The 21,574-nt window shown below is 73.8% G+C and carries 22 protein-coding genes; 9 read left to right on the top strand and 13 right to left on the bottom strand.

Annotated elements, in window-relative coordinates; all coding sequences use genetic code 11:
* Positions 1-64: 64 nt before the first annotated feature.
* Positions 65-397 carry a 5-carboxymethyl-2-hydroxymuconate Delta-isomerase gene (locus tag ACWDX6_RS23330; protein WP_451486821.1) on the top strand — a complete coding sequence of 111 codons (333 nt, stop codon included), beginning with the start codon at positions 65-67 and terminating at the stop codon, positions 395-397.
* Between the two features lie 23 nt (positions 398-420).
* On the opposite strand, the gene ACWDX6_RS23325 is transcribed toward ACWDX6_RS23330, so the two are convergent.
* A complete protein-coding gene (locus tag ACWDX6_RS23325) occupies positions 421-1,134 on the bottom strand; it encodes a TetR/AcrR family transcriptional regulator (RefSeq protein WP_451486820.1) in 714 nt (237 codons plus the stop codon).
* Between the two features lie 38 nt (positions 1,135-1,172).
* On the opposite strand from ACWDX6_RS23325, the gene ACWDX6_RS23320 reads away from it, so the two are divergent.
* Positions 1,173-1,439: a hypothetical protein gene (locus ACWDX6_RS23320; RefSeq protein WP_451486819.1), complete on the top strand. Its 267-nt coding sequence runs from the start codon at positions 1,173-1,175 to the stop codon at positions 1,437-1,439.
* Between the two features lie 49 nt (positions 1,440-1,488).
* On the opposite strand, the gene ACWDX6_RS23315 is transcribed toward ACWDX6_RS23320, so the two are convergent.
* The 4 genes from ACWDX6_RS23315 to ACWDX6_RS23300 all read right to left on the bottom strand — a co-directional run bounded on the left by ACWDX6_RS23315 (position 1,489) and on the right by ACWDX6_RS23300 (position 6,476).
* Positions 1,489-2,550, bottom strand: coding sequence for a PDR/VanB family oxidoreductase (locus tag ACWDX6_RS23315; protein ID WP_451486818.1), 1,062 nt, complete (start codon positions 2,548-2,550; stop codon positions 1,489-1,491).
* Positions 2,550-3,434 (bottom strand): metal-dependent hydrolase, encoded by an 885-nt coding sequence (locus tag ACWDX6_RS23310; RefSeq protein ID WP_451486817.1) that lies wholly within the window; start codon positions 3,432-3,434, stop codon positions 2,550-2,552. The genes ACWDX6_RS23315 and ACWDX6_RS23310 overlap by 1 nt, the downstream gene beginning before the upstream one ends.
* A gap of 193 nt (positions 3,435-3,627) precedes the next feature.
* Entirely contained in the window at positions 3,628-5,559 is a 1,932-nt protein-coding gene (locus ACWDX6_RS23305; protein WP_451486816.1) for a hypothetical protein, read from the bottom strand.
* 116 nt (positions 5,560-5,675) lie between these two features.
* Complete coding sequence (locus ACWDX6_RS23300; protein ID WP_451486815.1) at positions 5,676-6,476, bottom strand: tyrosine-protein phosphatase; 801 nt, start codon at positions 6,474-6,476, stop codon at positions 5,676-5,678.
* Between the two features lie 117 nt (positions 6,477-6,593).
* Between ACWDX6_RS23300 and ACWDX6_RS23295 the strand changes: the two genes are divergently transcribed.
* A complete protein-coding gene (locus tag ACWDX6_RS23295) occupies positions 6,594-7,016 on the top strand; it encodes a hypothetical protein (protein ID WP_451486814.1) in 423 nt (140 codons plus the stop codon).
* Between the two features lies 1 nt (position 7,017).
* Here ACWDX6_RS23295 and ACWDX6_RS23290 read toward each other — a convergent pair whose 3' ends face one another.
* Both ACWDX6_RS23290 and ACWDX6_RS23285 read right to left on the bottom strand, forming a co-directional pair.
* On the bottom strand, positions 7,018-8,418 hold the full coding sequence (locus ACWDX6_RS23290) for a DUF1996 domain-containing protein (RefSeq protein ID WP_451486813.1): 1,401 nt from the start codon (positions 8,416-8,418) through the stop codon (positions 7,018-7,020).
* A gap of 32 nt (positions 8,419-8,450) precedes the next feature.
* On the bottom strand, positions 8,451-9,464 hold the full coding sequence (locus ACWDX6_RS23285) for an NAD-dependent epimerase/dehydratase family protein (RefSeq protein ID WP_451486812.1): 1,014 nt from the start codon (positions 9,462-9,464) through the stop codon (positions 8,451-8,453).
* A gap of 227 nt (positions 9,465-9,691) precedes the next feature.
* Between ACWDX6_RS23285 and ACWDX6_RS23280 the strand changes: the two genes are divergently transcribed.
* Positions 9,692-10,270 (top strand): hypothetical protein, encoded by a 579-nt coding sequence (locus ACWDX6_RS23280; RefSeq protein WP_451486811.1) that lies wholly within the window; start codon positions 9,692-9,694, stop codon positions 10,268-10,270.
* A 56-nt stretch (positions 10,271-10,326) separates the two neighbouring features.
* Positions 10,327-11,778 (top strand): PepSY-associated TM helix domain-containing protein, encoded by a 1,452-nt coding sequence (locus tag ACWDX6_RS23275; protein ID WP_451486810.1) that lies wholly within the window; start codon positions 10,327-10,329, stop codon positions 11,776-11,778.
* On the opposite strand, the gene ACWDX6_RS23270 is transcribed toward ACWDX6_RS23275, so the two are convergent.
* The 3 genes from ACWDX6_RS23270 to glnII all read right to left on the bottom strand — a co-directional run bounded on the left by ACWDX6_RS23270 (position 11,779) and on the right by glnII (position 13,680).
* A complete protein-coding gene (locus ACWDX6_RS23270) occupies positions 11,779-12,327 on the bottom strand; it encodes a winged helix-turn-helix domain-containing protein (RefSeq protein ID WP_451486809.1) in 549 nt (182 codons plus the stop codon).
* A gap of 79 nt (positions 12,328-12,406) precedes the next feature.
* Entirely contained in the window at positions 12,407-12,529 is a 123-nt protein-coding gene (locus ACWDX6_RS23265; protein WP_403289198.1) for a hypothetical protein, read from the bottom strand.
* Between the two features lie 119 nt (positions 12,530-12,648).
* Positions 12,649-13,680: a glutamine synthetase gene (gene glnII / locus ACWDX6_RS23260; RefSeq protein WP_403289199.1), complete on the bottom strand. Its 1,032-nt coding sequence runs from the start codon at positions 13,678-13,680 to the stop codon at positions 12,649-12,651.
* Between the two features lie 263 nt (positions 13,681-13,943).
* Between glnII and ACWDX6_RS23255 the strand changes: the two genes are divergently transcribed.
* On the top strand, positions 13,944-14,858 hold the full coding sequence (locus ACWDX6_RS23255; protein ID WP_451486808.1) for a Gfo/Idh/MocA family protein: 915 nt from the start codon (positions 13,944-13,946) through the stop codon (positions 14,856-14,858).
* Between the two features lie 49 nt (positions 14,859-14,907).
* Here ACWDX6_RS23255 and ACWDX6_RS23250 read toward each other — a convergent pair whose 3' ends face one another.
* The 3 genes from ACWDX6_RS23250 to ACWDX6_RS23240 all read right to left on the bottom strand — a co-directional run bounded on the left by ACWDX6_RS23250 (position 14,908) and on the right by ACWDX6_RS23240 (position 17,591).
* Positions 14,908-15,567, bottom strand: coding sequence for a hypothetical protein (locus tag ACWDX6_RS23250; RefSeq protein ID WP_451486807.1), 660 nt, complete (start codon positions 15,565-15,567; stop codon positions 14,908-14,910).
* 115 nt (positions 15,568-15,682) lie between these two features.
* A complete protein-coding gene (gene pdxR / locus ACWDX6_RS23245; RefSeq protein ID WP_451486806.1) occupies positions 15,683-17,170 on the bottom strand; it encodes a MocR-like pyridoxine biosynthesis transcription factor PdxR in 1,488 nt (495 codons plus the stop codon).
* A gap of 61 nt (positions 17,171-17,231) precedes the next feature.
* Positions 17,232-17,591, bottom strand: coding sequence for an ArsC/Spx/MgsR family protein (locus tag ACWDX6_RS23240; RefSeq protein WP_451486805.1), 360 nt, complete (start codon positions 17,589-17,591; stop codon positions 17,232-17,234).
* 135 nt (positions 17,592-17,726) lie between these two features.
* On the opposite strand from ACWDX6_RS23240, the gene ACWDX6_RS23235 reads away from it, so the two are divergent.
* The 3 genes from ACWDX6_RS23235 to ACWDX6_RS23225 all read left to right on the top strand — a co-directional run bounded on the left by ACWDX6_RS23235 (position 17,727) and on the right by ACWDX6_RS23225 (position 21,556).
* Positions 17,727-18,002 (top strand): hypothetical protein, encoded by a 276-nt coding sequence (locus tag ACWDX6_RS23235; protein ID WP_403289203.1) that lies wholly within the window; start codon positions 17,727-17,729, stop codon positions 18,000-18,002.
* A gap of 256 nt (positions 18,003-18,258) precedes the next feature.
* Positions 18,259-18,570 (top strand): trypco2 family protein, encoded by a 312-nt coding sequence (locus tag ACWDX6_RS23230; protein WP_451486804.1) that lies wholly within the window; start codon positions 18,259-18,261, stop codon positions 18,568-18,570.
* A 7-nt stretch (positions 18,571-18,577) separates the two neighbouring features.
* A complete protein-coding gene (locus ACWDX6_RS23225) occupies positions 18,578-21,556 on the top strand; it encodes a tetratricopeptide repeat protein (RefSeq protein ID WP_451486803.1) in 2,979 nt (992 codons plus the stop codon).
* Positions 21,557-21,574 lie beyond the last annotated feature (18 nt).

Raw genomic sequence — 21,574 nt, 5'->3', positions numbered from 1 at the left:
ACTTGTGTCGTCAGGGCGATCGCCGTAAAGCTATGGCCAGACATCCTTTCGACCGGGAGCCCCCATGCCGCAGATCACCGTGGACTACTCCGCACCGCTCGACCGGCGGGGCTTCGCGCTCGCCCTGCACCCGCTCGTCGTGGAGACGGTGGACACGCGGCTCGACGCCTGCAAGACCCGCTTCCGTGAGATCGAGGAGACGGTCTGCGGCGACGGCTCGACCGACGACGTCGTCGTCCATGTCGACATCGCCCTGCTGCCGGGCCGCACGGAGGAGACCAAGGCCCGCCTGGCCGAGGCCGTCGTCGCGCTGCTGCCCGCCCACCTCAAGCAGACCGAAGGGGTACGGATCTCCGCCGAGGTACGTGACCTCGACGCCTCCTACCGCAAGGCCTGAGCCACGGCACGGGCCGGCACGGGTTACGGCGCCGGCTGGGCGGGCACCTGGGGCGCCAGCGTGAGCAGCCGGCCGACCAGGTCGCCGAACGGGCCGTCGGCCGGCTCGTCGCCGAGGATCCGGACGACGACGTCCGCCATCCCCTCGTCGTACGCGGCGCTGACCGCGGCCAGTGCCGCGAAGTCGTGCACCAGCTGCAACTCGAGCTCGGCGCGCGGGATCCGCCGGCCGTCCAGCCAGAGCAGCGCGGTCGACTCGGCGAGGGACACCCAGGAGCGGACGACCAGTTCGAGCCGGGCGGAGGGGTGCGTCACCTCCAGGTGGGCGAGGATCTGCTCGTAGGCGGCCTGGCGCACCTCGTCGATCATCGCGTTCGTGGTGGACGAGCCCACCGCCGGCCCGCCGCGCATCAGGGCGGCGAACCCCGGGCCGTGCCCCTCCACGAAGTCGAAGAACCGTCCCATCACCCGCAGCAGCCGCCCGCTCAGGGGTCCCCGCGGCGGCTCGAGGAACCGGGCGGCCAGCTCGTCGGCGGCCCGCCGCAGCGCCGCCTCGTACAGGCTCTGCTTGCCGGGGAAGTAGTGGTAGACGAGCGGCCGCGAGATCCCGGCGGCCGCGGCGATCTCGTCGATGGAGACCTCGTCGGGCGAACGGTGGCTGAACAGCTCCAGGGCCACCCCGATCAGCTGCTGCTTGCGCTCCTCGACGCCCATCCTGCGGCGCACCCCGGTCGTCATGCGAACAGCCTAACGGGCGTCCGTTACGCTCCCACCACATGAGCACATCCGGTTTGACTCCGAGGCAGGCCCGTCGACTGCGGATAGCGGCCGCGTCCGTCCTGCTGGTCGCGATGGCGGCGGTCCTGGTGATCCGGCTGGCCAGCCGTACCTCCGTCCTCGTGGTCGGGGTGTACGGCCTCGCCATGATCCTCTGCGGCGTGGTCATCGAGCTCTCCCGCAACGGCCGTACGCGGCTGGGGACCTGGCTCCTGGTGGGCGGTCTCGGCGCCGCGCTGGCCTTCGACTGGCTGATCCTTCCCTGATTCAGGAGTCCTCCCGATGAGAGGTCCTCCCGATCAGAGGTCTCCCTGATCAGAGGTCGAGGACCAGCCGCCCGCCCGCGCTCCGCGAGACGCAGATCAGCATCGAGTCGGTGCGCTCGGCGTCCGTGAGCAGCTCGTCCCGGTGGTCGATCTTCCCCTCCACGACCCGCTGTTGGCAGGTTCCGCAGAACCCCTGCTCGCAGGAGTACGGGACACCGGGCAGCTCGGCCCGGACGGCGGCGAGCACCGACTGGTCCGGCGCCACCGCCACCGTACGGCCGGAGCGCCGGAGTTCGACCTCGAAGGCGTCGTCACCGCCGGCCGTGGCGGTGGGGGAGAAGCGCTCCAGGTACGGGACGCGGCCCGGCGGCATCGCGGCGGCCACCGCGTCCATCAGGCCGTCCGGGCCGCAGCAGTACACCGCGGTCTCCTCCGGCACCTCGGAGAGGAAGCCGAGCTCCGGACGGCCCGACTCGTCCTCGGCGACGACGCTCACGCGGTCGCCTCCCGCGCCCAGCCTCTCGACCTCGTCGAGGAACGCCATGGTGGCCCGCTCGCGTCCGCAGTACAGCAGCCGCCAGTCGGCGCCGGCGGCCTCGGCCGCGCGGAGCATGGGCAGGACGGGCGTGATGCCGATGCCTCCGGCGACGAAGACGTAGGCGGGGGCGTCGACGAGCGGGAAGCGGTTGCGCGGGCCGCGGATCTCGACCTCCGTCCCCTCGTGGAGCTGTTCGTGCACCTCGCGCGAGCCGCCGCGGCCGTCCTCGATCAGACGGGTGGCGATCGTGTACGCCTCCGTGTCGGCCGGGTCCCCGCAGAGCGAGTACTGGCGTACGAGGCCGGACGGCAGGACGAGGTCGACGTGGGCGCCCGGCTGCCAGGCGGGCAGTCCGGCGCCTTCGAGGCGGAGCCGGACCACGCCCTCGGCGGGCTCGCCGCGCTCGGTGATCAGGACCCTGCGGGTGACGGTGGAGAGACGGCCGCGGCCCGACGTCGGTTCGTCGAGGGCGGGCATGGGCCACAGTGGTGAGGCGTCGATCCGGCGGCGCGCGGCGCGCTTGGCGAGGAGCACGGCTCCGGCGGCCAGGAGAAGGGTGACCGGTCGGGGCATCAGCGGCCTCCGTTGGCGCCGGGGGAGGAGGCGAGGTAGGCGGCCGCCTGGGCGGTGTTCCCCTCCTGGGAGGGGTGGTAGGAGCGGCTGAGATAGCGGGGGATCGCGCGCAGCAGGTCCGGCGTGGACGGCAGTACGCCCTCCCTGCCCTTGCGGACGAGCTGCCCGACGGACGCCTTTCCGTCGGTGAGCGTCGGATCGTTCTCCATGAAGAAGCGGGTGCCGCGCTGCCAGAGGAAGACCATCGCGGCGAAGGCGGTGGCCCAGGTGCGCGCCCGGCGGCGGTAGCCGCCGTCGAGGTGCATGAAGAGTTCGAACGCGACGGAGCGGTGCTCGACCTCTTCCGCGCCGTGCCAGCGCAGCAGGTCGAGCATGGTGGGGTCGGCGCCCCGCCGGTCGAGCTCCTCGGCGTTGAGGACCCAGTTGCCGAGGAAGGCGGTGTAGTGCTCGATGGCGGCGATGAGGGCGACCCGCTCCATCAGCCACCAGCGGCGCGGCCTGCCCGGCGGCAGGGTCCGGTCGCCGAGCAGCTTCTCGAAGAACCAGTCGACCTGCGCGGTGTACGGCGTGGGGTCGAGGCCGAGCTTCCTGAGGTGGGGGAGGACGTCGTCATGGGCCTGGGAGTGGACGGCCTCCTGCCCGATGAAGCCGATGACGTCCGCACGCAGCCGGTCGTCGGTGATGAGCGGCAGCGCCTGCTTGTAGACGTGCACGAACCAGCGCTCCCCGGCGGGGAGCAGGAGGTGCAGCACGTTGATGGTGTGGGTGGTGAACGGGTCGCCGGGAACCCAGTGGAGCGGGGTCTCCTCCCAGTCGAAGGAGACCTTCCGGGCCTTGAGCTCGATGTGCTCCGACGCGACCGGGGCAGGCTGCGTATTAGACATGGCGTCAATGTACTGAGGCGTAGGCGGCGGCGACAGGGTCGTGCACGGCCTTTTCGCGGTGGGGTGCGACGGACCGGGCGGGGCGCCCTCCCCCGGGCGCACCAGGTCCTCACGCCCGCAGGTCCTCACGCCCGCAGGCCCCCCGCAGGTTTTCGCGCCCGCACACCCTCCCGCCCACAGGCCCTCGCGCCCCCTACCGCAGCGCGCCCACCCTCCTGCCGTCCTTCAGGGTGCCGTGGAGGTCGGCCCGGGCGCCCGGCTTCGTCCGCAGGGCCAGGAGGTGCCCGTCCGCGCGGCCCACGACCCCGCCCGAGGTCTCCAGCGACGTGAAGTCGCCGCTCCCCGCCGCCAGGACGTACCAGCTGCCGCTCTTCGCCTGCCACAGCACCCCCGCGAGCACCCGCGGGTCCCGCACCCCGCACGCGGGGGACTCCTCGGCCTTCGCAGCGAGCGCCGCCGGGGCCTCGACGGGCGCCTGGAACTGGGCGAGGACCCTGCTCCCGGTGCCGCGCCACGTCTCCGCCCGGGTGCACACCCAGGCGGCCCGGCCGCCGCCCTCCGGCAGCGGCTGCGTGGCGAACCGCCAGGAGTTCACCGTCCGCACCCCGTGCGAGAACACCGTCGTCAGACCGCACGCCGTCCGCGCCCACGCCGCACGAGCCTCCTCGCCCGTGGCGTCCACCGGCGCCGCCGGCGGGCCCGCCGTCAGCCGGGCGGGCGCCAGCTCCCCCAGATCGGTCAGGAGCCGCACGCCCGTACCGTCCCGCAGCTGGAGCGCGTTCCAGGCCGTGCACGCCCGCGCCGACGCGGGGCTCGGCATCGGATCGGTCACCCCGTCCGCGTTCCGCCCCAGCGGCCACGGCTTCTTCGAGGGCGCCAGCAGATCACGTACCACCGTCTCCTTCACCCAAGGAGCCGTCAGATAGCGGACGTTCCCCGCGGCGCGCGAGACGACCAGGGCCGCCGAGCCCGCCTCGTCCGCCCCGTCCGTCCGCGCGAAGTCCAGCGCCGCACCGCTCGTCCCCCCGGCCGGCTCCGCGTACCGCACCGCCCGCAGCCCGTCGTGGAAGAGCACCACCCGCGCGCCGTCGACGTCCCCGGCGTACAGCAGCTGCGGCGCGCCCATCGGCGGCCCCACCGGTGTCCCGGGCGTCGCCGACGACCGCACCGAGCCGCCCGGCCGCGCCCACACCGCGAGGGCCCGCCGCAGCAGCGCCCGGTCCCCGACCAGGCCGCCGCGCTCCGGCCACACCGAGAAGTCCACGCGCGCCGAACGCTGCCAGAACCCGGGCGGGACCCGCTTGAGCTTCCCCGGGTCCAGCGCCGCCTCGGCGGCCGGATTACGGGCGTACGAGGGCGCCGCAGCACCGTTTCTGCCCCAGCCGTCCCCGGGCAGCCCGAGCAGCGTCCCGCACACCGCCACCGCCGCCGTCGCGGCGAGCACCGCCTTGCCGTGCTGGCGGCGCCGCATGAGGTCCGTCGGCCGGGCCTGGAGCGAACACGGATCGAACTCGGGCGATTCGAGCAGGCCGTACTCCGCCCCCGCCCCGTCCGCCTCGGCGAGCGCCGCCTCCGCGTCCGCCTCCGACACCCCGGCCGCCGCGAGCACCCGCAGCACCTCCGGGTCGCCCTGCCGCTCCAGTCCGCGCAGCACGTACGCCGCGCGTGCGGGCCCCGAGAGGGCGGAGAGCCGCTGGTCCAGGGCCAGTTCGTCGGCCCCGCCGGCCCGCGGGAACAGCCGGAGCCCCCACACCTGCGGCAGCAGCGGCGGGAACTGGGCCCGGCGCGGCAGCGCCCGGCGCTTCAGCGGCAGTCCGGCGATCAGCGCCTGCCGCAGCACCTCGCCCCGCACATAGGCGTAGCCCGGATCGACGGCGTCCTCCGGCCGGCGCGCGGCCGGAAGGGCGCCGCCGGACGTCCGGCGGCGCGGCAGCGACCGCTGGACGACCGCGTGCGCGGTCAGCACCCGGCGGTTGCGCCCCAGCGAGGGCGGCAGCACGAGGTACGCGATCCGGACCAGCCGCGGATAGTGCTCGACGAGCGCTGCCTCGGCCTGCTCGACGTCGACGGGCCCCGGGGCGGGATCGGGGCCGTGGGGGGAGGGGGCGAGTTCCTGGGTGCTCACGTTCAGCAGAACGAGCGAATCTTGCGATGGTCACCCCGGTCGCCGTCACCCGGCCAGGTGCACGCCGGTCGCCCGTCCCGCCCGTCACCCAGCCCGTCGCCGCGGTGGCCGTGGGCTCAGGCCGCGTACACCGTCAGCCGCTCGCGGATCACGTCCGTCACCTCGTCCGGAACCCCGAGCCCGTCCCGTACGTACTTCTCCATCGAGCCGTGCCGGACCGCCACCTCGTCCAGGGCCGCCGCCAGGTACTCCGGCACGACTCCGATCAGAGCCAGCGCCAGGTCCGGATCGCCGCCCTGCGCGGTGAAGCCCTCCACCATCGGTGCGAAGGCCCGGCGGACGGCCGTGTTGACCGACAGGTACTCCGCCATGACCGTCTCCTCGTCCGCGCCGAGGACCGACAGCAGGATCGTCGCCGCCCAGCCCGTGCGGTCCTTGCCCGCCGTGCAGTGGAAGAGCAGCGGGCCGCCGCGCGGATCACCCAGCTCGGCGAGGAAGGCCCGGTACGCCGCGCGGGCGGAGTCGGTGGCGACGAAGGCCCGGTAGGTGCGGGCGAAGGCCTCCCGCACCTTGCCCCCGCCGAGCACCTCCTCGGCGAGCACGGGGTCGCCGAGGAGGGTCTTCAGCCGGGCGGCGGGCGGCAGACCGCTCGTGGCCAGATGGTCGGCGAGCACGTCGGCGACGAGCAGCCGCCCGCCGTCCGGGACGTGGTCGGGCCGGTCGGCGCGCTCGGCCGCGGTGCGGAAGTCGACGACCGTACGGATGCCCAGGGCGGCCACCACCGGGTCGGCCGAGTCGAGGCGGTCCAGCCGGCCGGAGCGGAAGACCCGGCCGGGGCGGACGCTGCGGCCCTCGCCCAGAGGGAGGGGGCCGAGGTCGCGGAGGTTGGCGACGCTGGTGGCGGGAATGGCGGGCATGGCGTCGACTCCTCCGGATCAGTCCTTTTCGTACCAAACCGTAATCGATCGGATTCCACCACTCCTGGCGTTCGGCCCCGGAACAGGTGAGCGGGCGGGCAGGATGAGGGGATGCTGATGCGTACGCGGCGAACGGCGGAGGCGGCGGTCCTGGCCGCCGCGATGGTGCTGATGACCGGGTGCGGTGGCGGTGGCGGTGGCAGGGGCGACGGGCCCGAGGAGGCCACCGGCACCCTGGAGGAGATCGCCGCGAAGGCCGCGTGCGAGCCCGAGCTGCGGCCGGACGCTGCCGAGCTGCGTCAGGCGTCGTGCGCGACGGGCGACGGTACGTATGTCCTGCTCACCTTCGCCAGCGACCGCGGCCAGCGCGAGTGGCTCAACGAAGCCAAGGACTACGGCGGTTCGTATCTCGTCGGCCGCAAGTGGACGGTGGCCGGCGACGCGCGGACGGTGGAGCGGGTACGCGAACGGCTCGGTGGTCGGATCGAGACCACCGAGCCGCACGCGCCGCACCCCTCGCACACCGGCGGGCACCACTGAACTAGGAACAGCGGCGACCTTCGTTGAGGCAGGCCACCAGGCGCTTCATCAGCCGCTGGTCGAAGACGTTGATGAAGTCCCCGTGGTCGGTGACCGGTTTGTGCAGCTGTTCCGGGAAGGAGTCCACGGCGAACCCCGGGCCCGGCGGCACGTCGTACACGATCCGCTGCACGAGCTGCGGAATCGCCCGGAAGCCGGCGCCGCACCGGCCGGAGACGGGATCGGCGAAGGCCACGTGCGTCCGGTGGTTGGCGCTGTCGGTGTTCCGCCCGTCCCAGCAGCTCTGGAACCGGAAGGTGCGCACCACCTTGCTGCCCTCGGGGCAGATCGGGTACTTGTCCTTCAGCTGCCGGTCCTCGAAACCGGTGCACGACCAGGAGGCGTTGGCGTTCGCGTCGCCGTTGGTGAACGCCTTCGCGTCCCCGGTGATGATCCGCAGGAACCGCGGCATCGCGGTGACCTTGGAGACCGGACTGCCGACGAACTCCAGGGTGACCTCGTCGGGTGTCTGGATCTCGCCGACGTTCTGGTCGTTGCCGCCGCCGTCGGCCTCCGCGTCCGCCTCCGCCCGCCCGTTCTGGAGCCGGAGCACCGGCCAGTAGTAGGTGGAGCGGTCGCCCTGGTTGCGGCAGGTGGTCCGGCCCCTGGCGAGGTCCTCGTCGTCGGCGAAGGCGTCGTTGGCCTGGTTGCCGACGTAGTCGTGCATGTGGTGGGCGCCGTTGCGCACGCCGGGCGCGACGATCACGTTGTCCGGATTGAACTTGCCGTTCTCGTTCCGCCCGCAGTCGGTGGTGAAGGTGCCGCGGGAGGCTCCGCGCAGCTGCCGGGGCGCGCGCACATCGGGAGCCACGGTCTGGATGTCGACGAAGTCGGAGGCCTCCGGTCCGTTGCCGGCGTCGCCCTCGTCGCCGGCGTTCTCCTCGCCGTCCCGCCCGTCGTCGCCGTCCTCCTGCGGAGCGTCGTCGTCCGCCCGGAGGGTGCAGGGCGCCAGACTCTCCAGCGGCGGCTGTTCGAGCAGGAGGCCGATCCGCTGGAGGATGGTGCGGCGCTCGTTCTCCAGCGGGGTCAGGATCTGCTGCTCGGCGAACCCCGGATCGCGCTCCGCCCGCTCCTTGTTGTCGGCGAACCGCTGGTACGCGACGGTGATCTGGCTGTCCAGCGTGGCCAGTTCCCGGTCCACCGCACCGCGTACGGATTCCGGCACCTCGGACAGCTCCTCGGCCACGTCCGGGCAGTCGATCGTGGAGAGCGACGTGACCCGGCCGGCGGACGGATCGCCCCGGCCCTCGCCGGCCGAGGCGTACACATTGACGGCGATGAGCCCGCCTCCGCCCAGGACGAGTGCGACGGAGGCGGCCACCACGCGCTTCGCGCGTGTCGAACGTTTTCGTGTGCGTCCCATGGGGCTCTATACGGAAGGGACGCCTGGGGCGTTCAGCCCGAGACGACGGGACCCCGGTCCGAGAGCAGGGCGGCCTCCCGTTCCGGGGAGAGGCCGACCGGGGGCCGGTCGGGACGCCGAGGCGCCGAACCGCCGATCGATTCCAGCCACGCCCAGGTGTCCGCGACCGTCTCCGCCGCCGGCCGGCAGCGCAGCCCCGCGGCGAGCGCCTTGGAGACGTCGGCGGTGTGCATCGCGTCGTAGAGCTCGCCCGGCGGGATCCATACGGGCAGGTCGGACCAGGGTTCGACGCCGGCCGCGAGCACTGTCTCCGGGTCGGTCCAGCGCAGCTCGGCGTCGGAACCGGTCACCCGCACACAGGCGTCGAGCAGCTCGCCCATGGTGGTGTGCCCGGGCGGCGAGACCAGGTTGTACGGGCCGGTCAGCCCGGCCTCGGCCGCGTCGAGCGTCCACTCGGCGAGGTCGCGGACGTCGATGTACTGGAGCGGCAGCGAGCGCGGTCCTGGCGCGAGGACCGGGCCGCCCCGGGCGATCCGGCCCAGCCACCAGGGGAGCCGGCCGACGTTCTCGTACGGGCCGATGATCAGCCCCGCCCGGACGAACAGCGTGCGGTCGGGTCCGAACGCGTCGAGGGCCGCCAGCTCGCCGCCCCGCTTGGCCCGCGCGTACGGCACCTCGCCGGCGTCCGGGTCACCCTCGACCAGCGGACCGTCCTCGCTGAGACCGGCCGCCGGCGGCCAGGCGTACACCGAGCGGCTCGACACATAGACGTACCGTCCGACCCGGTCGGCGAGGAGCCGGGCCGCGTCCCGCACCGCCGAGGGCGCCGACGACCAGGTGTCGACGACGAGGTCCCACTCCCCGTCCGCCAGCGCGGCGAGCCCTTCCGCCACCGGGGCCGTACGGTCGCCGATCAGGGTCCGTGTGCCGGGCGGAGCGTCATGACGGCCCCGGTGGAAGACCGTCACCTCCCAGCCCCGGCCGAGCGCGGCCTCGGCCACGGCGCGCCCGGCGAACTCCGTACCGCCCAAGATCAGAAGTCTCATGCCACGACTGTGCACCCCGGGACGGCCGTTCGCACAGCCGTTCCGCTGCGGGAGGAAAACGGAACCGGGCAGGGTGCGGGGAGAGGATGGGAGGCGGTCTCCCGCGGTCGGCGGCGGGATGTCACCATGTCCGGACCATGACGGATGCCCGGTCGCCGATACGCGCCCTGCGAGCCGCGCTCTTCGCGGCCGTGTGCGTGACATTGGCCGCCGTGGGGCATTCGTCCATGTCTGCGCACGATCTCGCCCCCCGTTCGCTGTACGCCGCCTTCGCCGTCACGAGCGGCCTGGCGTGGCTGGTGAGCGGGCGGCGCCGGGGCCCGCTCGCGATCGGCGGCGGGCTGCTGGCCGTCCAGACGGCGCTGCACCTGATCTTCTCCTCGGGTGAGTCGCACACCGGCGCCGACCACGGCTCCCTGGCCCATCCCTCCCCGGGGCACGCGTCCATGGGCCACGCGTCCATGGCGGATCCCACCGCGAACCCGCTCTTCGACCTGGCCGGCGGCCACACCTCCGTCGGGATGCTCGCCGCCCACCTGCTGGCCGCCGTGGTCTGCGGTCTCTGGCTGGCCCGCGGTGAGGCCGCGCTCTTCGCCCTCGGCCGAGCCGTCGGGGCACTGGCCTTCACCCCGCTGCGTCTGCTGCTCGCCGTCGCGCACCTGCCCGCCCCCCGGCCCGCGCCGCCCGTACGCACCCGCCCGCGCCCCCGCGGCCTGTGCGGCGTCGTCCTCGCCCACGCCCTCTCCCGGCGCGGCCCGCCCCGGCTGTCCGCCCCCCGCGCCACCGCCCTCGGAGCTCACGTCTGACCCGGGGGCCGATACCCCCTGTCGGCACGACACCGACACCGACTCCGAGGACAGCCATGACCATCGACGATCCCGCGCGCCCGGCCGCGGCCGAAGCGCCCACGGGCCCGGCCGCCGACGCCCCCGAACGCGGAACGGCCTGGAGCGCCCTGCGCCCCCTCGTCCTGCGCCTCCACTTCTGGGCGGGCGTGCTCATCGCCCCCTTCCTGCTCGCCGCGGCCGCCAGCGGACTCCTCTACGCCCTCTCCTTCCAGGCCGAGAAGGTTCTCTACGCGCACGAGCTGGAGGTCCCCGTCGGGGACCGGACCGTACCGCTCTCGCGGCAGGTGCACGCCGCCACCAAGGTGAACCCCAACGGCACCGTCACCGCCGTCTGGCCCTCCTCCGAGCCCGGCGCCACCACCCGCGTCCTGATGGCCGACCCGGACGTCGAGGAGGGCACGTCCCTCGCCGTCTTCGTCGACCCGTACACCGGGGAGATACGCGGACAGCTGCCCAGCTACGGCAGTTCGGGCGCGCTGCCGCTGCGCACCTGGATCGACGGACTCCACCGCGATCTGCACCTCGGCGACGTCGGCCGCAACTACAGCGAGCTGGCCGCCAGCTGGCTCTGGGTGGTCGCGCTCGGCGGCCTGGCGCTGTGGACCGGCCGCCGCAGGAAGAACCGCCGCTCCCTGTTCGTACCGGAGCGCGGCCCGAAGTCCCGCCGCCGGACCCTCTCCTGGCACGGCTCGGTCGGCCTGTGGGCGGTGACGGGACTCGTCGTCCTCTCCGCGACCGGACTGACCTGGTCGCGGTACGCGGGCGAGAACATCGGCGCGGTCCAGGACCAGCTCGGCGGCGCCACCCCGACCGTCTCGGCGACGCTCGAAGGCGCGTCGGCCGGCGGCCCGTCCGAGCACGAGGGCCACGGGGCGGGCCACGGCGCCGGCCACCCGGCCCCGGCCGCGCCGGGCACGGACGTCGGCATCGACAGGGTCGTCGAGTCGGCCCGCGCGGCCGGTGTCGACGGCAGGATCTCCGTCGTGCTGCCCTCCGAGGGCAAGGGCTATGTCGTCAAGGAGACAGACACCCAGTTCCCGGTCCACCTGGACTCGGTGGCGGTGAACCCGGCCGACGGCACGGTCATGGACGAACTGCGGTTCACGGACTATCCGTTGCTCGCCAAGCTCACTCGGTTCGGCATCGACGCCCACATGGGCGTCCTCCTGGGCCTGGCCAACCAGCTGGTCCTCGCCGCCCTCGCGCTCGCCCTCGTGCTGCTGATCCTCTGGGGCTACCGCATGTGGTGGCTGCGCCGTCCGGGCCGCCCGGTCGCGCGCGGGGCGTGGCGGAGGGTTCCGCCGACGATGCTGCTGCCGCTGCTCGCCGCGACGGCCCTGGTCGGCTGGTTCGTGCCGATGCTGGGCCTGAGCCTGCTGGTGTTCCTGGCGGCCGACCTCGTGACCGGCCTGGTGACGAAGGCGAGGTCCCGGAAGCGTGACCGGGACCTCGCCACGCCCGCCTGATCAGGGCGTGTACGTGTAGCCGACCCGCCGCACGGTCCGGATCGTGCGGCGGTGCTCGGCGCCCAGCTTGCGGCGCAGCCGCGCCACATGCACATCGACGGTCCGGCCGTCGCCCACATGCCCGTACCCCCACACCGTCGTCACCAACTGGTCTCGGGTGTGGACCCGGTGGGGATGGGCGACGAGATGGGCGAGCAGCTCGAACTCGAGGTAGGTGAGGTCCAGCGCCCTCCCGTCCACGGCGGCGATCCGCCGCGCGCTGTCGATGGACACCGGCCCCTCCTGCGGCTCGGCCGTCGCCGCCGGGGCGGCCGCCGGTGCGTGCTGGTCGGCCGGGACGAGGACGAGATAGCCGACCATGGGCGGTCGGCCGGGCAGCGCCGGCAGCGTGTGCGGGGGCGCGGGCAGCAGCGTGGCACCGGGCGGCAGGAATTCCGCGACCCGGGCGAGGCCGGTGGCCTCCTGGGGTTCGACGGCCCGGAGTCGGTGCCGGCCGGGACGGACGGCCGTGAGGGACGTGGTCGGGGAAGCGCTCTGGGTGTGGGCCATGAGGAGTCAGCTCTTTCGCGCGGAGAAACGGACGGAGAGGTCTCGTACGTCGTGCGCGTCGACCGAAGGCCGGGGGGCTTTAGAGGGCCGACGCGTTCCTCGCGCGGCAACACACCCGGTCGAAGTCGTGGTGCTGACGGGAAGGCCAGAACGGCTCCAGGTCGTGACGACCCGTCGCGGCGACGTTCTGGGTGATGGCCATGGCCTCATTCAACCAGAAGGAACCACCGACGAGCAGCCACTCCCCGGCCAAATCCCCTTCCGGGAAAGGCGAAAGGGCGCCCACCTCACGGCGGGCGCCCTCTTCCGTACCGGGGCGGATCAGACCTGGCCGGCCTTCTCCAGGGCCTCGCAGCAGGTGTCCACCAGGAGGCGCGTCACGACGTACGGGTCGACGTTCGCGTTCGGGCGGCGGTCCTCGATGTAGCCCTTCCGGTCCTGCTCGACCTGCCACGGGATACGGACCGAGGCGCCGCGGTCCGAGACACCGTAGGAGTACTCGTCCCACGGGGCCGTCTCGTGCAGACCCGTCAGACGGTCGTCGATGCCCGCGCCGTAGTTCTTGACGTGGTCGAGCGGCTTCGAGCCCTCGCCCAGGGACTCGCACGCGGTGATGATCGCGTCGTAGCCCTCGCGCATCGCCTTCGTGGAGAAGTTGGTGTGCGCGCCCGCGCCGTTCCAGTCGCCCTTCACCGGCTTCGGGTCCAGCGTCGCCGAGACCTTGAAGTCCTCGGCCGTGCGGTAGAGCAGCCAGCGCGCCACCCACAGCTGGTCGGCGACCTCCAGCGGCGCCAGCGGGCCGACCTGGAACTCCCACTGGCCCGGCATGACCTCGGCGTTGATGCCGGAGATGCCCAGGCCCGCCTTCAGGCAGTTCTCCAGGTGCGCCTCGACGACGTCACGGCCGAAGATCTCGTCGGCGCCGACACCGCAGTAGTAGCCGCCCTGCGGAGCCGGGAAGCCGCCGACCGGGAAGCCGAGCGGACGCTCGCCGTCGAAGAAGGTGTACTCCTGCTCGATGCCGAAGATCGGCTCCTGAGCGGCGTACTTCGCGTAGACCTCGGCCAGCGCGGCGCGCGTGTTGGACTCGTGCGGCGTCATGTCCGTGTTGAGGACCTCGCACATCACCAGGATGTCGGCACCGCCGCGGATCGGGTCCGGGCAGACGAAGACCGGCTTCAGGACGCGGTCCGAGGCGTGGCCCTTGGCCTGGTTCGTGCTGGATCCGTCGAAGCCCCAGATCGGCAGCTCGTCGAGGGTGGCGCCCGTGCCCGGCAGTATCTTCGTCTTCGAGCGAAGCTTCGCGGTCGGCTCGGTGCCGTCGATCCAGATGTACTCAGCCTTGAAGGTCACGGGCCTCATCCTTTGGGCGTGCGCTGCGGGTACTCGCGGCGGCTCGCGACGCTGCGAGAGCTGCGGTGTCGTGCTCTGTGTCTGCGCGCAGCTTCGCAACACGGGATTTCCCGCCCGTTGCCCGTTTGTGAACCCCGTGTTACTCAGCTCTCCCGATCTTCACCCTCCTCCCGCTCTTCCCGCTCTTCCCGCTCCTCCCGTTCGTCCTTCGCCCGGTGGGGCCGCCGCCGGGCCGTGTCGGTGGGGACCGGCAGACTGGGGACATGACGACGTTCCCGGATGGCAAGCCCCGTATCGGACTCCTCGGCACCGGCCCCTGGGCCGGGCGCACGCACGCACCGGCGCTGGCCGCGCATCCGGGCGTCGAGTTCGTCGGAGTGTGGGGCAGACGGCCCGAGGCGGCGGCGGAACTCGCCGCTGCCCGCGGCACACGCGCGTACGGTGACGTCGACGCCCTCTTCGAGGCCTGCGACGCCGTGGCCTTCGCCCTGCCGCCGGACATCCAGGCACCGCTCGCGGCGCGGGCGGCTGCCGCGGGCTGCCATGTGCTCCTCGACAAGCCGGTGGCCACGACGGTGGCGGCGGCCAGGGAGGTGGCCGAGGCGGTCGAGAAGGCCGGGGTCGCGTCGGTCGTCTTCTGCACGCTGCGGTTCGCGGAGCCGACGGCCCGCTGGATCGACGAACAGGCGGCGACGGGCGGCTGGTTCCTGGGGGAGGCCCACTGGCTGGGCTCCCTCTTCGCCCCGGGCTCCACGAGCGCCTACGCCGCCTCCCCCTGGCGGCGCGAGAAGGGCGGCCTGTGGGACGTCGGCCCCCATGTGCTCTCCGTCTACCTCCCCGTACTCGGCGATGTCACGGACATCACGTCCGTGCGCGGCCCGGGGGACACCCGTCACCTGGTCCTGCGGCACGCCTCCGGCGCGAGCAGTACGGCGACCCTGACCCTGAGCGCGCCGCCGGAGGCGGCGGAGGCGGCGCTCACGCTGCACGGCGAGCGGGGACGGGCCGTCATGCCGGGGTGGGACGGAGCGCTGGGGGCGCTGGGTCGTGCGGTGGACGCGCTGCTGGAATCGGCGCGGACCGGGGTTTCGCACGGGTGCGACGCCCGGTTCGGACTGCGGCTGACCGAGATCCTCGCGGAAGCGGAAGCGGAAACAGAGGCGGAAGCGGGGTCCTGAGGCGGAGGTGGCGTCGGGGGGTCAGGTCGTCGCCACCTCCTGAACGGGCTCAGCCCACGCGCTCGATCCGGGCCTCGCGGATCAGGAACTTGCCCGGTTCGCGGACCTGCTCGAAGGCCGCGTCGTTGAGGAGCACGCAACTGCCGGAGGCGGACGTGACCTCGACCGTGGTCGACTTGGCGTTGTCCAGGTTGGTCACCTTGAGGCGCGTGCCGGGCGGGAAACGGTCGCTGGACGCGGCGGGGGCGCCGCCCTCACCGGAGAGGGTGACGGTGGACCCGGCACAGACGACCTCGCCGGACGCCCCCGCGCCGGGTTCCGTGCCGGGTGCGGGCGGCGCGCTCGGCGCACCGGCCGCTGTCTCCGTGCCGGCTTCCGCGCCCGCGTCGGCTTCCGTCTCCGTGCCGGTCTCCGCGCCGGCAGCCCCCGTACCGCTGTCGGTGCCGCAGCCGGACGCCGCCTGTTTACGGCGGATCTCGGCGATCACCGCTTCCCGGTTGGCGATGCGGGCCGGGGACAGCGCGTCGGGCCGGGCGCGCTGGTCCGCGATGAAGCGCTCGTTGTTCCCGAGCGCCGTGGCCAGTCCTTCACAGGCCGCGGAGGCCTGACTCGTACCGGTCAGCACCACCGCCGTACCCCCGGCGAGCACAAGGGCACCTGCCAGCAGCGCGATCTTCTTCCTCCGGCTGAGCGTTCTCCTGCGTGACACGTGAGGCTCCGTTCGTCTTCCGTCGGTTCCTGTGGCGTCAGATACGAGGAGCGCGGCCGTTCCGCTCAATCCGGGGCCGGAGAACCATGCCCCGGCCCCGGCCCGCCGCCGCCGGTCACGCGGAGAGAACCTCCCCCAGCGCCGCGCACAGGGCGTCGAGGGCGGCGCCGTACAGCCGCTCGGGAGGCGTCGCGTAGCCGACGACGAGGCCGTCCGCCCTCCGGATGCCATCGGCCGCGCCCGGATGCCGGTAGCCGGCCAGCCCCTCCACCGCGACCCCGTGCCGGGCCGCCGCCTCGACCGCCGCGCACTCCGTGCCCCGGGGCAGCTCCACCACGGCGTGCAGCCCGGCCGCGAGACCCGTCACCCGTACCCCCGGGACGCGCTCGGCGAGGACCGCCACCAGCCGGTCACGCCGCCCGCGGTGGTGACGGCGCATCCGCCGGACATGCCGGTCGTACCCGCCCGAGGCGACGAAGTCGGCGAGGGTGAGCTGGTCGGTGGCCGACGAGTACGGCTCGCGCTCGCCCTTCGTCGCCACGACGGCGTCCACCAGCGTCCCGGGCAGGACCATCCAGCCGATCCGGAGCATCGGGGAGAGGCTCTTGCTGACGGAGCCGAGGAGGACCGTACGCTCGGGGGCGAGGCCCTGCAGGGCTCCCACCGGCCGCCGGTCGTAGCGGAACTCCCCGTCGTAGTCGTCCTCGACGACGAGGCCACCCGTCTCCCGCGCCCAGTCGAGCACCGCCGCCCGGCGGTCGGGCAGGAGCGGTCCACCGGTCGGGAACTGGTGCGCGGGGGTGAGAAGCACCGCGTCGACCGCGCCGGGCAGGAGGGGCAGGGCGCCGACATCGGCGCCGTTCTCGTCGACCGCCACGGGCACGGTACGGACCCCGGCCTCGGCGAGGAGCCCCCGGTGGAAGGGGAGCCCGTACTCCTCCACGGCCCACGGACCGGCCACGGTCCGGGCCAGCAGCCGCAGGGCGTGCGCCGTGCCCGAGCAGACCACGATCCGGTCCGCGCTCGTCCGCACTCCGCGCACCCGTGCCAGATACTCCGCGAGGGCCCGCCGCAGCTCCACCCGCCCCCGCGGGTCACCGATCCCGAACGCCTCGTGCGGCGCCGCCGTCAACGCCCGCCGCGCCGCCGCGAGCCAGGCCGTACGCGGAAAGGCGGCCGGGTCCGGCTTGCCCTGGACCAGGTCGTACGGGACGGGCGCCACCGCCCCCCGGCCCGCCACCGCCCCCCGGCCCGCCGCCCCGGCCGTGCTCGTCGCCCCAGCCCTGCCCGCCGCCCCCGCCGTTCCCGGCTCCGTGGCCACCGCTCGCGCCGCCACCCGCGTCCCGGACCCCTGACGGGAGGTCAGCCACCCCTCGGCCACCAGCTCCGCGTAGGCGTCGGCCACGGTGTTCCGGGCCAGCCCGAGATCGGCGGCGAGCGACCGGTACGGCGGCAGCCGCGCCCCGGGCTCCAGCCGCCCGCTCCGTACCGCCTCCCGCAACGCCCTGATCAGCACCGCGCGCCGGCTCCCCGGGCCGGTCAACTCCAGATGCAGATCGGCCCCGAGGACTTCGGCGGCCTCGGTCCAGGCGCCCGCCGTCATCCCGAGCCGTCCACGGCCATGATGTCGTACACCTCTCTCGTACTCCCCGGCGTGCACGCGCTCAGCGGGACATCGCGTCCCGCACCGCCTCCTCGCTCCGGGCCACCACGGCCGTACCGTCGTCGGCGGTGATGATCGGCCGCTGGATCAGCTTGGGATGCGCGGCGAGCGCCTCCACCCACCGGTCCCGGCTCGCCTCGTCCCGCGGCCAGTCCTTCAGGCCCAGCTCCTTGGCGACGGCCTCCTGCGTCCGCGTGATGTCCCACGGCTCCAGTCCGAGGCGCTCGAGAACGGCCCGGATCTCGTCGGGTTGGGGTACGTCCTCCAGATAGCGGCGAACGGTGTACCGGGCGCCCTCCCGGTCGAGCAGATCGATGGCGCCACGGCACTTGGAACAGGCGGGATTGATCCAGATCTCCATGGCGCAAACGTACCCGCTTCGGAGCCCCAAAGCGCCTCTGGCCAGGGATGATTGTCAGTGGCCGCGGGTAAAATCGTAGATGAAGGTGAGGGTCCCGGGGAGGGCCCGCACCCACCGTTCGCCAGGAGGTCGCCCATGGCCGTCGCCATGACCCGGACGCTGTCCCTCGAACCCTGGAAGCCCCTGCGGAAGCAGCCGCTCCCCGCGGGCCGCCCCCGCGAGTGGTACATCAGCCACAACCGCCGTCTGAAGGCCATGCGCCTGGCGATCGCCCTGCTCGACGCGGGCATCCACGACCCGGCGAAGGCCGGCAACGCCAAGATAGCCACCACGGCCGAACTCCTCGGCATCCACCCGCCCTCGGACACCACCTGCCAGATGGTCCGCGCCCTGCTCCGCTACGGCCGCTGACCGACATGACCTGACCGGCCGCCGGCCCCCGACCGTCCGATCGCGCGCGAAGCGAGGGCCGCCTCCCCCCCCCCGAGTGCCGGGGGGAGGCGGCCCTCGCCGCACAGAACGCGCCTGCGGTCGGCGCCAGTTGACCGATAGGATTTCCTCCTGATGATCCACCGTTCGGCCTCGGAACGGGCGACCGCCCTCCGCCGGCAGGTGGTTGCGTGAGGCGGCCGGCAAGCGGCCGCGGGGGAGCGAGGGGGACCCACCGGTGGAGAACGCGGTCGAGTTGGCCGACATGATCACACAGCTGCGGCAGGAGCTGAGCCGCGCGATGTCGGAAGGCCACCACGCCGACCTCCGCTTCCAGGCGGAGCGGGTCGAACTGGAGCTCACCGTGGGGATGGAGAAGAGCCGCGAACCCGGGGCGAAGGTGCGGTTCTGGGTCCTCGAAGCCGGCGCCGCCGCTCGGCAGGCCGCCACCGCCACGCAGCGGATCACGCTGACGCTGCAACCCGTACGCGCGGACGCCCCGGACCTGCCCGCGCTGATCTCCGGCGCCGACCTGCCCGACGAGGACTGACCGCACCATGACGCCGCCCCACGACGGCGGAGTGGACCCGAACCGCATCGCCGAGATCATCGTCCTCACCGCCGGGGGCCGCCGACGCGGTTCGGGCTACCGCGTCACCGGCACGGCCGTGCTGACCGCGGCGCACGTGGTGGCCGACGCGACCGAGGTACGCGTGCGCTTCAACGCCGACCGGCCCGGTCAGTGGACGACACCGGCGGCGGTCGCCTGGTCCGACATCGGCACCGACGCGGCCGTGCTCTCCATCGCACCACCGGCCGGCTCCCCGGCCGTCACACCCGCGCGGTTCGGCCGGGTCACCGACGACCGCCACGCCGTCGTCGACGTCCACGCGGCCGGATTCCCGCTGTGGAAGCAGCGCCGCCGCCCCGACGGAGGACAGTTCCGCGAACTCCACCAGGCCGACGGGACCGTGGCGGCGCTCTCCAACCTCCGCACCGGCACCCTGGAGATCACCGTCGCGCCGGCCGGAGCCGACCCCCGCCCCGAGGCGTCACCCTGGGCGGGGATGTCCGGCGCGGCGGTGTGGGCGGGCCGCCGCATCGTCGGAGTGGTCGCCGAGCACCACCGCCGGGAGGGCGCGGGCCGGCTGACCGCCACCCGCATCGACCACGTCCTGCGCTCCTCCGAGGAACCGCACCGCGCCGATCTGGCCGCGCTGTTGTCGATCGCCGACCCTCTCGCGCTGCCGGAGGCCGGTTCCGACGACACCGACCTCCCCGGCCCTGCCCCCGGCATCCGGTCCGAGCATTCCCGTACGTCCCAGGTGATCGGCCTTCCGGTCGCGCACGGGATCGAGTTGTTCAAGAACCGCACCCGCGAGATCGAGGCGATCGGCCGGCAGCTCGCCGACCCCTCCCTCCGCATGGTCACGATCACGGGGCGGCGAGGCATGGGCAAGAGCGCGCTCGCCGCCAAGTTCATGGACCTCCTCCACCGCGGCGAGTGGCCGGGGCACGTCCAGGCGCCACCGCCGTCGGGCCTCGTCAACCTCAGCACCCGCACCTCCGGCATCTCCCTGGAGCGGCTCTACTTCGACTGCGCCCAGCTCCTCGGCCCCGAGCACCTGACCCGCCTGCGCGAGACCTGGGCCGCGCAGTCGCCCGTACAGGACAAACTCGACACCCTGTTCGGCGCGATGGGCGACAGACTCTTCGTCATCCTCATGGACAACTTCGAGGAGCTCCTCGACGACGACGGCAACGTCGAGGACGAGGAACTCGCGGTCTTCCTTGACTGCCTCTTCCGCGCCGGCTCCACCCCGCGCCTCCTGGTGACGTCGCAGATACCGGTCAGGCTCGCGCCGGAGCTGCGCCGTTTCGTCGCGCAGGTCGAACTGTCCGAGGGGCTGCGCCCCGCCGAGTCCGTCGCGCTGCTGCGCGAACTGGACCGTGACGGCAGCCTCGGCATCGCGGGCCTCTCCGACGAGGAGCTGCTGCGGGCGGCCGTCCGCGTCCACGGCGTGCCGCGCGCCCTGGAGCTCCTGGTCGGGGCCATGGCCGACGACGCCCTGACCCTGCCGAGTCTCCAGGACGTCCTGGAGAACTACGCCCAGCGCCGCGACGTGGTCGCCGGCCTCGCCCAGGACCGGTACCGACGGCTCGGCCCGGAGAGCCGCGGTGTCCTCGGCGTCCTCGCCGCCCTGCGCACACCGGTGACCCAGGCGACCCTCCGCCGGATCGTGGCCGCGCTCGACCCGGCGCTGGACGTCGCACCGGTCCTGTCGCGTCTGATCCGCGTGCACCTGCTGTCGGTGGACCGGGCGCGCCGGACGTTCGCGCTGCACCCGATGGACGCCGACCTGGCCTACTCCGCGATGCCGGCCGACGGCGCGATGGGACGCGAGGCGGTGGAACGGCGGATCGCCGACTGGTACGCCTCCATCGCCCCGCCCCGCTCGGCATGGCGGACCGTCGACGACATCCGGCCGCAGCGGCAGCGGTTCGACCACCTCGTGCGCGCCGGAGACTTCGACGCCGCCGCCACCGTCCTGAGCGGGATCAGCGAGTGGATGGTCTGGCACGGCTCGGTGCTCGGGGCGGTCTCCATGCACCTGGCCGTCGACGGACGGCTCACCGACGAACGGGCCAGGCTCGCCCACGTCGGGGCCTTCGGGCACGCCCGGCTGACCGCGGGACCGATGGAACACGCGGTCCGCCTGTTCACCGAAGCGGCCGACCTCGCGGAGCGCCTCGGCGACCACGACGCGCTGCGGAACGCCCTGTTCGGTCTCGGCGACGCCTACCGGCAGCTGGGCCGTCCCGACGCCGCCGTCGGCCCGCTGGCCCGCGCCGCCGACCTGGCCCACGAGACCGGCGACACCGAACGCGAGGTGCACGCGATCCTCTCCCTCGGGCTCGCCCACAGCTACCTGGGCGACGGGGAGACGGCGCTCGCCGGCGCCGACCGGCTGAGCGCGCTCGCGCGCGCCACCGGAGACCTTCTCACCGAGGCCCGCGCGTGGAACGCGCGCACGGTCGCGCTGCTGACGCTGGAGCGCTGGGAGGAGACGATCACCGCCGGCGAGCAGGCCGTACGCGCCTACCGGGCCGCGGGCATCCCGGAGGGGATCAACAACGCCCTGAACGCCCAGGGCCTCGCCCTGCTCGGTCTCGGTCGCGGCGGCGAAGCGGTGACCATGCTGAAGGCGGCGTTCGAGGAGGCGTCCCGGACGGAGAGTCCCCGCTCCGAGGGCGTCTGCCTCTTCAACCTGGCGTGGGCGTACTGGTGCGAGGGCCGGTACGCGCAGGCGGCCGAGACGGCCGAGCGGGCCTCGGTCTCGCTGCGGATCGCCGGGGCGGCGGAAGCGGCGGCGGCCCGCGAACTGGCCGAGGCCGCCCGCGCCCGGACCGTGCCCCGCCCCCGGGCCGCCGCCGACGCGCTGATCCGTGCGGCCGACGCGCTGGGCGGAAACGTCGAGGTGGTGGGCGGCTCCTGGCTCCTCGCCCACGCCCGGCGACTGCGCGCCGACAGCTGACGCCCCCCGCCCGCCGGG

The organism is Streptomyces sp. NPDC003027, from assembly GCF_053591435.1.
Note: the sequence above shows the minus strand (reverse complement) of the source record. Positions and strands in the feature narration are given on the sequence as shown.

Coding starts and splice junctions, on each gene's coding strand:
- ACWDX6_RS23280 (WP_451486811.1), top strand. CDS start 9,692: ATGTCTGCGCACGATCTCGCCCCCCGTTCGCTGTACGCCGCCTTCGCC.
- ACWDX6_RS23225 (WP_451486803.1), top strand. CDS start 18,578: ATGACGCCGCCCCACGACGGCGGAGTGGACCCGAACCGCATCGCCGAG.
- ACWDX6_RS23285 (WP_451486812.1), bottom strand. CDS start 9,464: ATGAGACTTCTGATCTTGGGCGGTACGGAGTTCGCCGGGCGCGCCGTG.
- ACWDX6_RS23310 (WP_451486817.1), bottom strand. CDS start 3,434: ATGTCTAATACGCAGCCTGCCCCGGTCGCGTCGGAGCACATCGAGCTC.
- ACWDX6_RS23240 (WP_451486805.1), bottom strand. CDS start 17,591: ATGGAGATCTGGATCAATCCCGCCTGTTCCAAGTGCCGTGGCGCCATC.
- pdxR (WP_451486806.1), bottom strand. CDS start 17,170: ATGACGGCGGGCGCCTGGACCGAGGCCGCCGAAGTCCTCGGGGCCGAT.
- ACWDX6_RS23315 (WP_451486818.1), bottom strand. CDS start 2,550: ATGCCCCGACCGGTCACCCTTCTCCTGGCCGCCGGAGCCGTGCTCCTC.
- ACWDX6_RS23290 (WP_451486813.1), bottom strand. CDS start 8,418: ATGGGACGCACACGAAAACGTTCGACACGCGCGAAGCGCGTGGTGGCC.
- ACWDX6_RS23265 (WP_403289198.1), bottom strand. CDS start 12,529: ATGGCCATCACCCAGAACGTCGCCGCGACGGGTCGTCACGACCTGGAG.
- ACWDX6_RS23300 (WP_451486815.1), bottom strand. CDS start 6,476: ATGCCCGCCATTCCCGCCACCAGCGTCGCCAACCTCCGCGACCTCGGC.
- ACWDX6_RS23295 (WP_451486814.1), top strand. CDS start 6,594: ATGCGTACGCGGCGAACGGCGGAGGCGGCGGTCCTGGCCGCCGCGATG.
- ACWDX6_RS23325 (WP_451486820.1), bottom strand. CDS start 1,134: ATGACGACCGGGGTGCGCCGCAGGATGGGCGTCGAGGAGCGCAAGCAG.
- ACWDX6_RS23330 (WP_451486821.1), top strand. CDS start 65: ATGCCGCAGATCACCGTGGACTACTCCGCACCGCTCGACCGGCGGGGC.
- ACWDX6_RS23275 (WP_451486810.1), top strand. CDS start 10,327: ATGACCATCGACGATCCCGCGCGCCCGGCCGCGGCCGAAGCGCCCACG.
- ACWDX6_RS23320 (WP_451486819.1), top strand. CDS start 1,173: ATGAGCACATCCGGTTTGACTCCGAGGCAGGCCCGTCGACTGCGGATA.
- ACWDX6_RS23235 (WP_403289203.1), top strand. CDS start 17,727: ATGGCCGTCGCCATGACCCGGACGCTGTCCCTCGAACCCTGGAAGCCC.
- ACWDX6_RS23270 (WP_451486809.1), bottom strand. CDS start 12,327: ATGGCCCACACCCAGAGCGCTTCCCCGACCACGTCCCTCACGGCCGTC.
- ACWDX6_RS23255 (WP_451486808.1), top strand. CDS start 13,944: ATGACGACGTTCCCGGATGGCAAGCCCCGTATCGGACTCCTCGGCACC.